This window comes from Pseudoalteromonas sp. J2K-J979 (assembly GCF_058169715.2).
Genome location: NZ_CM200281.1, coordinates 2,142,477 through 2,156,871, shown reverse-complemented (window position 1 = coordinate 2,156,871; position 14,395 = coordinate 2,142,477). Strand labels below are relative to the sequence as shown.

Genomic DNA, 14,395 nt, shown 5'->3' with positions numbered 1-14,395 from the left:
TTATGACGCAACAAAAAATTGCTATCTTAGGCGGCGGTGTGTCGGCGATGACCTCGGCTTTTTATTTGACCCAGCAAGAAAATTGGCAAGAGAAGTATGATATTACTGTCTATCAGCAAGGTTGGCGCTTAGGCGGAAAAGGTGCCAGTGGCCGAAATGCAGCGTTAGGGCAACGCATTGAAGAGCACGGTTTACATGTGTGGTTTGGTGCGTATGTGAATTCGTTTAAAACAATTGAAGCGATATACGATCAATTAGCTCGTCCTCACCATGAGCCACTCGCAACGTGGCAAGACGCATTGAAACCACATAGTTTCGTAGTATTGCAAGAATTTGTGAACAATGAGTGGGATACATGGTCAATTGATTTTCCTGAAATCCCAGGCAACCCGGCAGATGGCAGTTTGGATTTTCATTTTTGGGAAGTGGTGCGATTTATTTATGTGTGGCTAAAAAAATTCATTGATGAACTCGAAGATAAAGGTAAAAAGCTCAATAAAAGCAGCAAAGTAGCGGTGGCTGAAGATGATGATGAAGGCTTACTAGCTCACGTTTATGAACAAATCAAAGATAAAGTAGAGGATTTAAGCGATGATTTTGACGAGTTTAAAGATGAATTAGAACAGTCACTCGATCATATTTCAGATCATATTCGTTTATCTAGCTTACAGTTAGGGCAGTTTTTGCAAAAACGTGTGGATGATAAAGATTTAAGTAATCGAAAACATCACAGTGCCTTAGCCTTTTTGTTACGCAAAATGAAAAAGTGGCTGGTGGATGAGTTTGATGACTTATTGGAAGAGCATGATGAGATCCGCCGTGTGTATATTTGTGTTGATTTAGGCTTGGCGATTTTAACGGGTTTATTGGATGACAAAGTTTATGAGAAAGGCTTTGGTGTTTTAAATCAATATGATTTTAGGCAGTGGTTACTCAACAGTGGCGCCAATGATAAATTTTCTGTTCACTCAGCGCCGGTGCGGGGCTTTTACGATTTAGTGTTTGGTTATGAAGAGGGTGACTTTGATAAACCCAATGTAGAAGCGGGTGTTGCTTGCCTTGCTATGCTGCGCATTATGTTGTGTTATCGCGGTGGGGTGATGTGGAAAATGCAAGCTGGGATGGGGGACACTATTTTTAGTCCAATTTACCAATTGTTGGCTCAACAAGGAGTTAAATTTGAGTTTTTCCATCAAGTTAGTGAGCTTGTACCAGGTAAAGATCTGTTGCAGCAAGACTGTATTACCGAAATTAATTTAGTTCAGCAAGTTGCACTCAAAGGTGGCAATCAGACCTACCAACCGTTAGTGTCGGTCAAAGGTCTTGATTGTTGGCCATCAGAACCGCTTTTATCGCAAATTGTGCCAGAGCAAGCGGCATTAATTTCGGAGCACCAGATAAACTTAGAAGGGTTTTGGACAACGTGGCCAGAAGTTTATGAAGCACATTTTAACCAGCCCTTGCCATTTAAAACATTAGTTCGTGGCGTTGACTTTGATCAGGTTATTTTTGGAATTTCTGTTGGTGGCTTGCCGCACGTCGCTAAGCAGTTACTCGAGATTGATCCAAAACTCAACTTAAGCGCGCAGAAAGTACAAACAGTTGCTACGCAAGCGTTTCAACTCTGGCTCGATTTGCCACTGGTCGAGTTAGGCTGGACAGATATTCCTGATTCGGGGCAAGAACCTATTTTAAGTGGCTTTAGTGAACCCTTTGATACGTGGGCGTCGATGGATCAACTCATCTGCCGTGAAACGTGGACGCCTGAATTAGAGCCCAAAAATGTCGCTTATTTTTGCAGTGCGTTGCCCATGGCGCATTATCCACCTCAGTCACACACTGACTTTGCAAAGCAATGCACTGATACGGTCAAAAGCAATGCGATATTTAAGTTAAAGCATCAGATGTTTGAGTTATGGCCAGATATCGCAAGAGAAGGAGAGTTTGAATGGCAACATTTAATCGATCCAAATAGTCGCTCTGGCGAACAGCGTTTTGATAGCCAGTATTGGCGCGCGAATGTTGACCCGTCTGAGCGCTATGTTTTATCTGTTAAAGGCAGCAGCCAATTTCGTTTAGCGACAGACGAAACCTGTTTTAATAATTTATATTTAACGGGCGACTGGATAAAAACGGGAGTGAACGCTGGATGTGTTGAAGCCGCTGTGATGGCGGGGATGGCAACCTCTCGCGCAATTTCAGGATACCCTGACCACATTAGCGGTGAGCATGGATTTGATCCTGATTGATACTTGGTTTATGAAAAAACAGCATAATTGATTGATATTATTTCTATTTCTTATTGGTGAAAGTTTTGCAATAATTGGTTTGGTTAACAATTAATTATTGCTTAGCTTTCCTAGCGGATTGAATATTTCAGCTATACTGCTTCTAGAAGTCTGTTTTTTCGCCAAGCTACTTATAATAATGGATATTTACTATGAATTTGCTGCCTGCACGCTTTTCCCTTTGCGCGATTTCGATTGCGTTATTCTCATTATCAGCAGACGTTTTTGCTAACCAAACAGCGGATACCACCGATATTGAAGTGATTGAAGTGTATGCGCAAAAACGTTTGCAACGGATTCAAGATGTGAGTGTGGCCGTAACGTCGATATCTGGGCAAGCGCTTGCTGAGCAGCAAATAAAAGATACCACTGAATTATCTGCGTTTACGCCCAATTTAAAAATTAGTCAAAATGCGGCAGAAGGAACCCCACCGGCAGTGAATATTCGTGGAATTGGCTTAATTGATTACAATACTTCTAATACCTCTCCGATTGCATTTTATGTTGATGATGTGGTGGTGGGCTCGGCGAATAATCAAATTGTAAATTTATTCGATATGGAACAAGTTGAAGTATTACGCGGCCCGCAGGGTACGCTGTTTGGCCGAAATACCACTGGTGGTGCGATTTTACTGCGTTCTGCGCGCCCTGACGATGAGTTTGGTGGTTTTTTCAATCTGAATGTCGGGAATAATAGCAGCAGTAAGTTTGAAGGTGCGCTGAACATCCCGTTGACTGAGAGCACTGCAATGCGTTTTGCTGCCAGTCATCATGATTATGAATATACGACGAATAATATTTATCCGGCTTCACCTGAGGCGGGACTTAAGCAAAGTAACTACCGTTTTTTGTTGAGCAGTAAAATTGCTGATGTGTCTGTGTTGTTTAAAGCACATTTAGAAGATTGGTCAGGCATAGTACAGCCCGTTGGCAGTATTGGGATTTTCAAAGATCCTGCCACACAGACCTTGTGTGCGCCAAATGAGGCGGGGTCGTCGAATTGCTTTGATGCATTTGGGTTTAATAAAGGCAATGACAACTTTTTTGATGTGATGGTCAATAATGACAGCCCGCATGAAACAGATGGCCAAGGGGCGAGTTTAAATCTTGATTGGCAATTATCAGATGATACGTCGCTCATTGCTGTTACCAGTTTCGATGAATTAGAACGTGAGCACGCTTTTAATTGTGACGGCTCGCCGGCCAGACTGTGTGAAGGCAATTTAGGGCTCGATAATCAAGTGTTCACTCAAGAGTTACGGCTTCATCACCAGTTTGGAAACCATTATTTTATAGCGGGTTTGTTTTATCTTGATGAAAGTATTAAACAAGATAATTACAACGATATTTTAAGAGAGCTTAGAGGGATCACACCACAAGCGTTGACCTTTCTCTATGATAATCAGATTGATGTGACCTCTGCTGCTGTATTTGCTCAGTTAGATTATGCTCTCAGTGATGCAACAACGTTGACAGCAGGGTTACGTTACACAGATGAAACCACGGATTACCAGAGTGTCTCGCACATCAATGTGGGAGGGGATCCGAATGATTATGTTGGGCTAACATTACCTTACTACACTGTGGCAGGAGAAGTGGATGATAGTCAACTATCTGGAAAATTGGCTATCAACCATAAATTAACAGATACAAACACTGTGTATTATAGCTTTGCGAATGGATTTAAAAGTGGCGGGTATAATGGGGGGTTTTTATCTACTCCTGAGCAAGCAATGCTCGCTGATTATGGCTCAGAAACCCTTAATGCCCATGAAGTTGGGGCAAAACTAGCATTATTAGAACAAGATCTCAGTATTAATATCGCAGCGTTTTATTACGACTATCAAGATCAGCAAGTGTTTATGAATCAAGAATCAACTGTACCAGGCGCTCCTCCGTTACAGTTGTTAGAAAATGTAGGTAATTCGACTATTTATGGCTCTGAAATTGAAGTGTTTTATACCCCGACCACGGATTTATATGTGCAGTTTGGTTTAGGTTATATTCCAAAAGCCAACTTCGACGAGTTTGTTGATCCAACTGGAAAAGTCCTGACAGATAACCGACTACCATTTACTTCTGAGTGGAATATCAGTGGTTTGGCAAATTACCAAGTACCGTTGTTTGGGAATAACTTGGTTTTTGAAGTGAATTTTGATTATCAGTCAGAGTTTTATTTTGATCAAAACGAAAGTGAGTACGCCATGCAGGAAGGGTACACTTTATGGAATGGGTATATTCGCTATGAAGCCACTGATTGGGATATCTCCTTATGGGGTAAAAATTTATTTGATGAGCATTACAGCCATTTGAAATTTGATTTAAGTAGTTTTCTTGGCATGCTAGAAGATTTTAAAGGGGAAGGGCGTCGCTATGGCGTTCAGTTCCAATATCACTTTTAAATTCGTTGATATTAAAATTATTTTTTATAGGTGGTCTATTAACTGGTGGGTAATAAGTTAAAGCTATTTTCGCGGTGGCGTGTTTTATACACGCTACTGATTTTTGTAATGGGCTTATCAAGCTTAGTGGCAAGTGCTGAGCAAAACCACCTATTTGAACTCACCAATAAAACTTTACATGATAACTTACTGGTTGAAGGGCAGTTATATCAGGCTAACTCAACGGACTTTCCTAACGAGTATCAAGATATTGAGCAATGGCTAATTGGTAAAAAGCCTCTTGAGCAAAATAGTCCTTTTGGTGGTCAATATTGGTTTGTGGTTAAATTAGTAAATAAAACCGACTACCAAGATATGGTGTTTTATCCATATAACACGGTCATGGATAGCATTAAGTCTCATATCTACTCACCCAGTTATACACAGCAAGTGGAAACAGGGGCAAAATTTCAAACTGAATTCGATTTTCACTATGGAAATCGGGTATTTTTAGCCAAAAATAGACCTCATTATATTGTCACCCTGTTTACTAGTGAATATTTTTATACACCCGCTAAATTAGTGATGGTGCCTGAGGAAGCATTTGATAAAAAAGTGACCCGAGAAAATGTGGTACTTGTGCTTTGTTTAGGCTTTGGTTTAGCACTGGGTTTTTATAATTTTTTGATTTATTTAGGGTCAAGAGATGTCACCAATCTCTATTATGCCTTTTTTACCATCTCATGGATTTTTGCTTGGTCGTTCTTTTTCCATATTCCAAAAGAATTGTTTGATATTGACAGTTCAAGCCTACATTGGGTGGGTTTTACACTTACCCCCATTACCAACATTTTATTTTATAACCATTTCTTAAAGCTGAAAGACACCGCACCTCGGCGTGCAAAAATTTCATTGTTCATCGGCTGGGGGGCCGCAGCAGGTTTGCCTTTGGTGATGTATTCGCCGGGATTTGGGTTTTTATGGGCTTCGTTGGTGACCGGCGTTGCTATGATGTTTGGTTTTTATGTCGGCGTGCGTTCTTGGTTAAGCGGTTTTAAGCCAGCAAAGTATTTCATTATGGCCTATCTGGCGATGTTTTTACCTAATATGTTTGCCAATATGACCAACTTAGGTGTGTTACCGCCGATTGATATGAATTTGTACCTTCTTGGTTTAATAGGTACAACGTTAGATGCTTTGTTATTGGCGTTTGCTGTAGCTGATAAATTACGAATATTGAATGAAGAAAACCACGAGTTAACCAAAAATTTAGAAGTGAAAGTCCAAAATAGAACGCAAATGCTTGAACAATTGACCCATGAATTACGCGATGCTAACGAAGCAAAAAGTCGATTTTTAGCCAATATGAGTCATGAAATTCGTACACCTATGACTTCAATTATTGGGTATGCAGATGGCATTATTTTAGGAGATATTGAACCGAGAAATCATGCTAAAGCAGTTCAAGTTATTGCCCAAAATGGTAACCATGTTTTGGGGATTATTAATGACATATTGGACATGTCAAAAATTGAAGCCAATAAGCTTGAAGTGGAATGGATAGAAACAGATTTGTTTGGCACAATCGCGAATGTTGAATCAATTTTAGGCAAACAAATACGTGATAAAGGCCTTGAATTTAAAGTGATGTATCAATTTCCTTTGCCCGATAAAATTATTATAGATCCCACGAGGCTCCGGCAAATTCTCTTGAATTTAACCAATAACGCGATGAAATTCACCGAGTATGGCACCATCAGTTTAATTGTGAGTCATCAGACTGAAAGCCTAGTGATCCGAGTCAAAGATACTGGCATTGGCATGACAAAAGAACAAGCACGTAAGTTGTTTGCAGCGTTTTCTCAGGCGGATAGTTCAATGACACGTAAATATGGTGGCACAGGTCTTGGGCTCAATATTTCAAAAAATTTAGCGCATAAGCTCGGTGGTGATATTACTGTTAGCAGTGAAATAGGCAAAGGCAGTGAATTTGTTGTCACCTTAACTTGTCGTTTAGCCAGTAACGCACGCATGATTAACGATATGCTTGATCTCATTCGTTTACCGGATACAGGCTACCAAGAAACAGTGCTGCCAGCGAGTTTGTCCGGTAAGGTATTGCTAGCAGAAGATCACCCAGATAATCGGGCTTTAGTGACTCGTATTTTGGAGCGGATGGGTCTTGAAGTGACGGCGGTTGCCAATGGCCAAGAAGCGGTTCAAGCAACATTAGATGATGAGTTTGACCTCATCTTACTGGATATTCAAATGCCTGTGATGGATGGCACTCAAGCCATCAGCATTATTTTGGCGACAGGCTGTACCACGCCGATTATCGCACTCACAGCGAATGCAATGGATCATGAAGTACAACGCTACATGAAACTGGGTTTTAGCGATCATTTAGCGAAGCCCATCGACCGCACCAAGTTTGTACAAAAAATCTCTCATTTTTTACAACTTGACCTAAATGACGATATCGAATTATCGTCTTTAGAATTGGCAAAGCTCAAAACAAATTTTGTCAAAAGTTTGAAAGACAGTGTTCATTCAATCGATCTGCAAATGCGCGCAAAAGCTTGGCAAGAGCTTGGGCTTAATGCCCATGCGATAAAAGGAGCTGCAGGGATGTTTGGTTTTGATGCTATAAGTGCATCGGCCGATAAACTCGAAAAAGAAGTTCACAAAAAAGTTGAAGCCGATATTGTGTCTTGTACCGAACAGCTCTTGAATGAGATCAAACAAGTGTTTGATCACGAGCACTAGTAAGCTGTGTAAACAGCTGCCAGAATAATACAAAGTTCCCCAGTGTTTTGATTTAACTTGTGGCACAATAACGAAAAAACTCTATAAGTGTCTCAGTGAAAAAAAATTTAACAATTTTAGTGGGGTCATTAAACCCTGTGAAAATCAATGCAGTAAAAACAGCATTTTCTCAGGCATTCCCTGAGTGTGACTCTCATTGCCAAGGGGTTCAAGCCCCCTCGTTGGTGGCTGAGCAACCGATGACAGAGCAAGAAACATTAGATGGGGCGATAAATCGGGTGAAATTTTGTCAACAAACCCCTGCTGACTTTTATGTGGCTATTGAAGGCGGCGTAGATTTCTTCAGCTATGGGCCGGCTACTTTCGCATTTATAGTGATAGCCAATCACCATCAACAATCGGTTGGTCGAAGTGCTAATTTGCCCTTACCAGACTCAATTTATCATGCACTTCAAGCCGGGCAAGAACTGGGGCCCCTGATGGATTCGTTATTTAACACTGATAATATCAAGCAAAAGGGCGGGGCTATTTCATTGCTGACTAACGGGTTAGCTAGCAGAGAAAGCAACTACCAAAATGCAATGATTTTGGCATTGGCACCTTTTATTAATCCAAAGCCGTATTAATCTGAGCTTGAATTTACAGACATAAAATGTGCTGAAGTTGCGTCATATTATCAACCGTATAAGTTGCGGGCTGTGTATTGTTAGGTCGCACTTGTTGACTTGGATTGAACCAACATGTGTCAAAACCGACATTTTGGCCACCTTGAATATCTGGAATGAAATTATCTCCGACCATTAATACTTGGCTCGGTTGCACGTCGCCCATTTGCGATAGCGTGTAGTTAAATATAGCGGGATCGGGCTTAGCCACACCGGCTTGCTCAGATGAAACAACGATGTCAAAGGTGTCGGTTAGGTTTAGCTGAGCTAAACGTTTCCCTTGCAGTGCGGTAAATCCATTGGTGACAATTCCTAATTTCACTTTGCCGCAAAGTGCAGCCAGCAGCGGCTCAACACCTTCTATTAAAGTTGTGATTGTCGCCATAGCGTTTAAAAATTGACTATTAAGCTCACTGGGGTCGACCTTTAAACGTTCCCCCCATTCTTTAAAACGCTGGGTTTGAAGGTGGTGTGCGGTTATTTGACCAAGTTGAAACTGTTGCCATAGCGGTTTGTTTGTCAGTTGGTAGTGATCAAAATCTGCGATTGTAAATTCAACACCATAGTGCTTAAAAACTAACTGTAAGCCGCGAAATGCATCAAAATGGAATAGGGTTTCATCTGCGTCAAAAAGTATCCAATTATATTTCAAAGTTACCACCGAAAGAATAAGCACAATAGGACTGTATCTTACTGGTTTAAGCCAGTTTTTAAAGTAGTAATTGCAGAGGGTGAGGCGCTACAGCGTCGCGGCAAAGCATCAAAAAGTTTATTGAGTTTTTTATTTTAACAACAAGCAAAGAAAAAGCGGCCTAGGCCGCTTCAAAAAACAGGTTATCAGTTGATTAAAAACGATAATTTGTACTGAGATAGAAAGTGCGGCCGACCACATCGTATAAATTAGGGATCGTATTCATATCGTTTCCATCAGGCACATATTCTGGATCGGTATCGAGCAAGTTCTTCACACCACCATTGATTTTCCAGCGATCGTTAATGTTATATGATGCACTGACATTATGATAAACGACATTGTCTGTTGAGTAGGCATCGCCATAGTTTTCGCCATCCATCCCTTGGATAAACTGCGCATTGTAAAACAGACCTAAATCATCACTGATGCTGTAATCAAAACCAAGGTTTGCCTTAAGTTTAGCGTAGCCGCCCATGTTGCCATCAATAGTGCCTTCGTAGCTGATACCATCTTCTTCAAAGCCAAGCAGATAAGTGGTATCGAGAGACACGCGAAACGCATCTTGGCGGTAACTTAGGTTCCAATCAACTCCTGATGTTTTTTGCGACCCAATATTAGTTAACGTCGAAGTCATGTTCGATAAGTCACCATCTGAGGTGATGTTTATCGCATTACACGCGGTAATTTCACCAGCAAAACATTGATTCATTTGATTTTGTACATTTAAGCGACTGATAGCGTCACTGATATCAAACGCCCAATAATCCACTGTGGTTGATAGACCTTCGGCGATTTCCCAAACGGCCCCTAAGGTAAAGGACTGGCTTTCTTCAGGTTGCAGGTTTTCATCGCCAGTATAGTTGACGAGAATTTGCGGATCGGGAGTATTGCCCCACGGATCATCGAGATAATCAAATGAGCCTGAGTTACCGCCATACAGCTCGGCGACATTGGGCGCGCGAAAGCCTGTAGCGGCAACTGAACGGACCATAAATGTATCACTAACTCGATAAGTTGCACCGAGTTTCCAAGTGATAGCACTGCCGAAAGTTGAGTAATTATCAAAGCGTGTTGCTGCTTCAATAGCCAGCTCATCCGTTACGGGGAGAGAGACTTCGCCATAAACAGATTGCACAGAATAGTTGCCTGAGGTGGGATCTTGCTGTGCAGCGGTACTTTCGCCTGCTTGTGTGACTAAGTCTGGGGTATAAAAACCACTTTCAAAACGGTTTTCGATCCCCACAGCATAACCCAAATCTGAATCGGTAATGCCACTGAGTCCAGCTGTCATGATAAATTGCTCGTTGCCACCTTTATTTTCTTCGGTGTAGATAATATTGTCATCAACTAACAGGTTATGATCAATGGGTTTACCACTCAACCAAATTGCTTGATTGGCGTAAATACTCTTTTCCATATTGCCGGCATGAATTGAGTTTTGGACTTTATCAACTGAGTCGTTTCGGCCATAGGTCATCGACACGTCCCAAGCTGTATTCGATTCTAATTCGCCAGTTAAACCCAATGATACGCGATAAGTATCAGTGGTCTGCTCATAAATTCGTGGACCTGCATCGGTCATTCGACGACGATAGTTGAGTTCGTCAGGTAATGAGCCGTCGTCATTTTGGAAATGTTCAGTGTATTGATCATCGAGTTTTGAAGTGTCTAAGTCTATATTTGCTGGCTGTGGTGCCATTTGTTGATTGGAGTCGCGACGGGTGTACATGAGATCGGCATTAAATACCGTATCAGCATCAAGTTCTTTACTGAAACTAGTAAAAGCACTGAGCAATTCATTGGGAGTTTGCGCATAGCTATCTTGAGTATAATCGTAACAAGTATCGCGGGGTTTAAAGCCTCCGTTGCCATCTGGGATCTGACCTCCTAATGAGCCACCAGGAACAAACGACGAGCAACCAGGCTCAACATGATCGCGATCAGCTTGAATGATTTCTCCACGTTCAGAATACTGCAAGCCGACCACCAAGTTACCGCCAGCTAAATCCATACCATGTAAAATACTGGCGCCGCCACTGGTGCCATCTCCTGCGGCAGCTTGGCTTAGATCCGCTGATACGTCAGTGCCAACAAAATCTTTTTTAGTGATGATATTGATCACTCCCGCTATCGCGTCAGATCCATAAACCGCAGATGCCCCATCTTTAAGGATTTCGATATTTTTGATCATCGCCACTGGTATAGTATTTAAATCGACGGACGAGTCGGCACCGGTACCCGATGCAACCATGCGGCGGCCATTTAAGAGAACCAATGTGCGGTTTGTACCCATGCCTCGCAAATTGACTGTCGCAGAACCGCCAGAACCATTATTTGAAGAAGCACCCAAATTCATGCCTGCAGCAGCAGGCTGCTTAGATAAAATTTCTTCAACAGACGTATAGCCACTTTGGGCGATAAAATCTGCTGAGATAACGGTAATGGGGCTGGCTGTTTCCATGTCAGTGCGATTAATTCGAGAGCCTGTCACTTGAATTTTCTCTATAGCTTCTAGGGATGAGTGTTCGGCTGCGAAACTGGTTGAAGTTATAAAAGGCGCAGCTGCAGCAAGCGCTAAACTAATGGGTGTTTTTTTCATGTGAACCTACTTATTGTTATCAGTTTAAATACAGCGACGGTAGAATTTAAGAAAGCTGCCACTGGGTTGGCAATCAAACTAGGGTTCTGAAACTGAATGAAAACTGAATGGGTGGTTGGTTTTTAATCAAGGTGAGTTGGGGGGGAAATTATTGGTGGGAACAGCGGTGAGTGTAAATTGGTTGTACAATATTTTTACTATAATTATTAATGAGTTGAACCTAAATTATGAAACGATTTATACAGATGTAAAAGCTGTAGAGTAATGTGTGATTGGATGTAATCGAGCCTGAAAATACAGGATGTTCTCTTTTGTGTCATCGCGTTAAGATTTTCCTGAAAACAGTCATTGATTTGCGAGATGAAACTTTTCGAGCATCTTCACTTACTTGCCGCTAAAATAGCGATAACTTCAATACCAAGATACTGAACCATAATGAAAATGAGTAAAATTCAGCAACGCTTAAATGACAAACTGCTTTTAGTGTTGGCTGATGTCGAGCTCGAAGCCCGCGAGATATTGACGGGATTTACTGGGCTGAGCCATACCGTTGCTTTTGATTGCTTTCCGGGGAGTTTATTAGTTAATTGTACCATCGATAATCAAGATAACCTGACCCAAGCGCAGAGCCAAAAAAGTGAAAAGCAATTACAAAAGCTGTTACATAAAAAGCTGTTTCGAAAGGGGATTTTACTTAAGCAACCTGAGCAGAACCTGAAATTGGTGTTAGCGACAGAACAGAAATAATTGCATTAAAAAGGGCGTACCGCGACGCCCTTTTTATTTTAACTTATTTTACGATTTTCATTTCGTCTAATAAGTTTTGTGCATTATCTACTTTATCCATGACCCATAGCATATAGCGAGAATCGACGTGGATAGAGCGGTTATAAACTGGGTTGTAATCCCAATCACCAATGATACTTTCGTATACGCCATCAAACAGTAAACCGACTAATTCAGCTTTGCCATTTAATGTTGGTGAGCCAGAGTTCCCACCGGTTGTATCAACATTTGATAAGAAGTTCACCGGAACCGTGTTCATACCACCTGTGTAGTCACCAAATAACTTAGCTTTGATCAGCTCTTGCTGTTTTTTAGGTGCATCAAAGGGCTCAACATCGGTATTTTTAGCCAGCAAACCTTCGAGTGAGGTAAACGGTGTTGCGACTAAACCATCTTGTGGTGAATAACCACCAACAGTACCGTATGTCACACGTAATGTGCTATTAGCATCGGCGTAAACAGGCTTATTAATTGATTGGTTATACGCAATGATAGCTTCCATCAGTTCAGGACGGGCTGCTTGTAATTTACCTGCTAATGCCTTTTCTTTATCTTCTTCTGCTTTCATGACAGCAAAAATAGTGTCGGCATAACGCAAGAATGGGTCATCGCTGGCTTTGAGTTGCGCAAGTGTTTGACCATAAAAACCCAGACGTGCAGCTTCATTGACAAGTGTTGATTTGGCATACATGTCATCAAGTAACGTTTGTGCATCGGCCTTGTTAAAGCCATTTGTGAGGTTGAAGGCTGCATCGATTTCGATATAGCGCTCATTTTGCGGCAGTGCAGCGTAAAGCTCTAGGAAGTGTAACAGAATAGCTTTATCAACATTGGCGTCAAAACGACGGGTCATACGCTTTAAGCCAGCTTCAAAACGCGGCATATCGCGTTCTTGATACCCAGATTCACGCTCTTCATTTGGTTTTTGATTTTCGTAAGCTAAACGGTATAACTGTCTTGCTGTTGAAATCATTTGCGATCGATGGACATAACCGACCATGCGATCTCGTTCGTTATGTTGTTGTGACTCTGCCACTAACCCCGATAACTCCTCAAGCACTTGGCCATATTGCTTTTTACGTTTTCGATCGCTGTTGATCCAAGCACTTAAATCTTGCTCGAACTGTTTCTTACGCTCAAACATCGTGCCTTTGTTAAAGCTTTCGATCATTGAGCCGTAGTTTTTGATGTAATTGTTGTAGCCAGCAATGGTGCTTTCATAGGCAATACGTGCTTGACTGCCATCTTCTGAATTTTCTTCAATCAATGAAACGTATTTGCTGTTGTGATGGCGTGCTTTTGGATAAGCAGTGTTAAACACATAATCAACTTCAGCGGCAATGCGATAGCGGTTAGTGCGTCCCGGATAGCCTGTCACCATGACAAAGTCACCCTCTTGCACACCTTTAGCGCTGACACTTAAGTGAGAAGCCGGCTCGTAAGGGACGTTGTCTTCACTGAACTCAGCAGGTTTGCCATCTTTGCCAACATAAGCCCGATAAAAAGCAAAATCACCAGTATGACGTGGCCACATCCAGTTATCGATATCACCACCGTATTTACCCACACCCATTGCTGGGGTGTAAGCAAGTCGAACATCTTTGATTTCGAGCGATTTTATTAAATAAAACTCAAGGCCACCGTGGAATGAGTAGACATTACAACGGTAGTTTTTATCAGATTCACACTCGGCAACGAGGGCTTTTTCGTTTTTTTCGAGTGCATCGTAGCGCGCTTTAGCTTTAAGTTTGTGGGTGCCTTTGAGCACTTTATCTGTTACGTCTGTGACGGTTTCGGTTACGTACACGCGTGAACCTGGTGCAGCAGGTAAATCTTCTGATGGTGTTTTAGCTAAAAACCCATTTTGTAAAATGTTGTTTTCAGGCGTTGAGTTATATTGAATCGAACCATACGCACAGTGGTGATTAGTGACCACTAAGCCTTTTGGTGAGACAAACGACGCGGTACAGCCGCCTAAGCTGATCACAGCATTCATCGGAAATTCGGTCAGCTTAGAAATAGATTTCGCATCAATTTCTAAGCCTTTGGCTTTTAAAATTGATTCAAGTTCTGGAAGTTGGTGTGGTTGCCACATGCCTTCATCAGCAAGGACATTGCCCGATAGCGCAATCGCTAACGTAGCAACAAGAGGTTTTAAACGCATTTTTGTTCCTTATTATTATATCCCGATCAGGGTAGGGGGTTGTGTTGTCTTG

8 protein-coding genes are annotated in these 14,395 nt (G+C 41.7%); 5 read left to right on the top strand and 3 right to left on the bottom strand.

Annotated features, from left to right (window positions below):
* Positions 1–2 precede the first annotated feature (2 nt).
* From AC3KVK_RS09895 to yjjX, 4 genes are all read left to right on the top strand, one after another.
* Positions 3–2,249 carry an NAD(P)-binding protein gene (locus AC3KVK_RS09895; RefSeq protein ID WP_490312265.1) on the top strand — a complete coding sequence of 749 codons (2,247 nt, stop codon included), beginning with the start codon at positions 3–5 and terminating at the stop codon, positions 2,247–2,249.
* A gap of 191 nt (positions 2,250–2,440) precedes the next feature.
* Positions 2,441–4,690: a TonB-dependent receptor gene (locus AC3KVK_RS09890; RefSeq protein ID WP_490312266.1), complete on the top strand. Its 2,250-nt coding sequence runs from the start codon at positions 2,441–2,443 to the stop codon at positions 4,688–4,690.
* 108 nt (positions 4,691–4,798) lie between these two features.
* Positions 4,799–7,435 carry a 7TM diverse intracellular signaling domain-containing protein gene (locus AC3KVK_RS09885; protein ID WP_490312267.1) on the top strand — a complete coding sequence of 879 codons (2,637 nt, stop codon included), beginning with the start codon at positions 4,799–4,801 and terminating at the stop codon, positions 7,433–7,435.
* 95 nt (positions 7,436–7,530) lie between these two features.
* Complete coding sequence (gene yjjX / locus AC3KVK_RS09880; protein ID WP_490312268.1) at positions 7,531–8,061, top strand: inosine/xanthosine triphosphatase; 531 nt, start codon at positions 7,531–7,533, stop codon at positions 8,059–8,061.
* Between the two features lie 13 nt (positions 8,062–8,074).
* Here yjjX and yjjG read toward each other — a convergent pair whose 3' ends face one another.
* Positions 8,075–8,761, bottom strand: coding sequence for a pyrimidine 5'-nucleotidase (yjjG, locus tag AC3KVK_RS09875; RefSeq protein WP_490312332.1), 687 nt, complete (start codon positions 8,759–8,761; stop codon positions 8,075–8,077).
* 184 nt (positions 8,762–8,945) lie between these two features.
* Positions 8,946–11,393 (bottom strand): TonB-dependent receptor plug domain-containing protein, encoded by a 2,448-nt coding sequence (locus AC3KVK_RS09870; RefSeq protein ID WP_490312269.1) that lies wholly within the window; start codon positions 11,391–11,393, stop codon positions 8,946–8,948.
* A 435-nt stretch (positions 11,394–11,828) separates the two neighbouring features.
* Between AC3KVK_RS09870 and AC3KVK_RS09865 the strand changes: the two genes are divergently transcribed.
* On the top strand, positions 11,829–12,140 hold the full coding sequence (locus tag AC3KVK_RS09865) for a hypothetical protein (RefSeq protein WP_490312270.1): 312 nt from the start codon (positions 11,829–11,831) through the stop codon (positions 12,138–12,140).
* Positions 12,141–12,183: 43 nt separating this feature from the next.
* On the opposite strand, the gene AC3KVK_RS09860 is transcribed toward AC3KVK_RS09865, so the two are convergent.
* Positions 12,184–14,343 (bottom strand): S46 family peptidase, encoded by a 2,160-nt coding sequence (locus AC3KVK_RS09860; protein ID WP_490312271.1) that lies wholly within the window; start codon positions 14,341–14,343, stop codon positions 12,184–12,186.
* Between the last annotated feature and the right edge of the window lie 52 nt (positions 14,344–14,395).

Coding starts and splice junctions, on each gene's coding strand:
- AC3KVK_RS09895 (WP_490312265.1), top strand. CDS start 3: ATGACGCAACAAAAAATTGCTATCTTAGGCGGCGGTGTGTCGGCGATG.
- AC3KVK_RS09890 (WP_490312266.1), top strand. CDS start 2,441: ATGAATTTGCTGCCTGCACGCTTTTCCCTTTGCGCGATTTCGATTGCG.
- AC3KVK_RS09885 (WP_490312267.1), top strand. CDS start 4,799: ATGGGCTTATCAAGCTTAGTGGCAAGTGCTGAGCAAAACCACCTATTT.
- AC3KVK_RS09870 (WP_490312269.1), bottom strand. CDS start 11,393: ATGAAAAAAACACCCATTAGTTTAGCGCTTGCTGCAGCTGCGCCTTTT.
- AC3KVK_RS09865 (WP_490312270.1), top strand. CDS start 11,829: ATGAAAATGAGTAAAATTCAGCAACGCTTAAATGACAAACTGCTTTTA.
- AC3KVK_RS09860 (WP_490312271.1), bottom strand. CDS start 14,343: ATGCGTTTAAAACCTCTTGTTGCTACGTTAGCGATTGCGCTATCGGGC.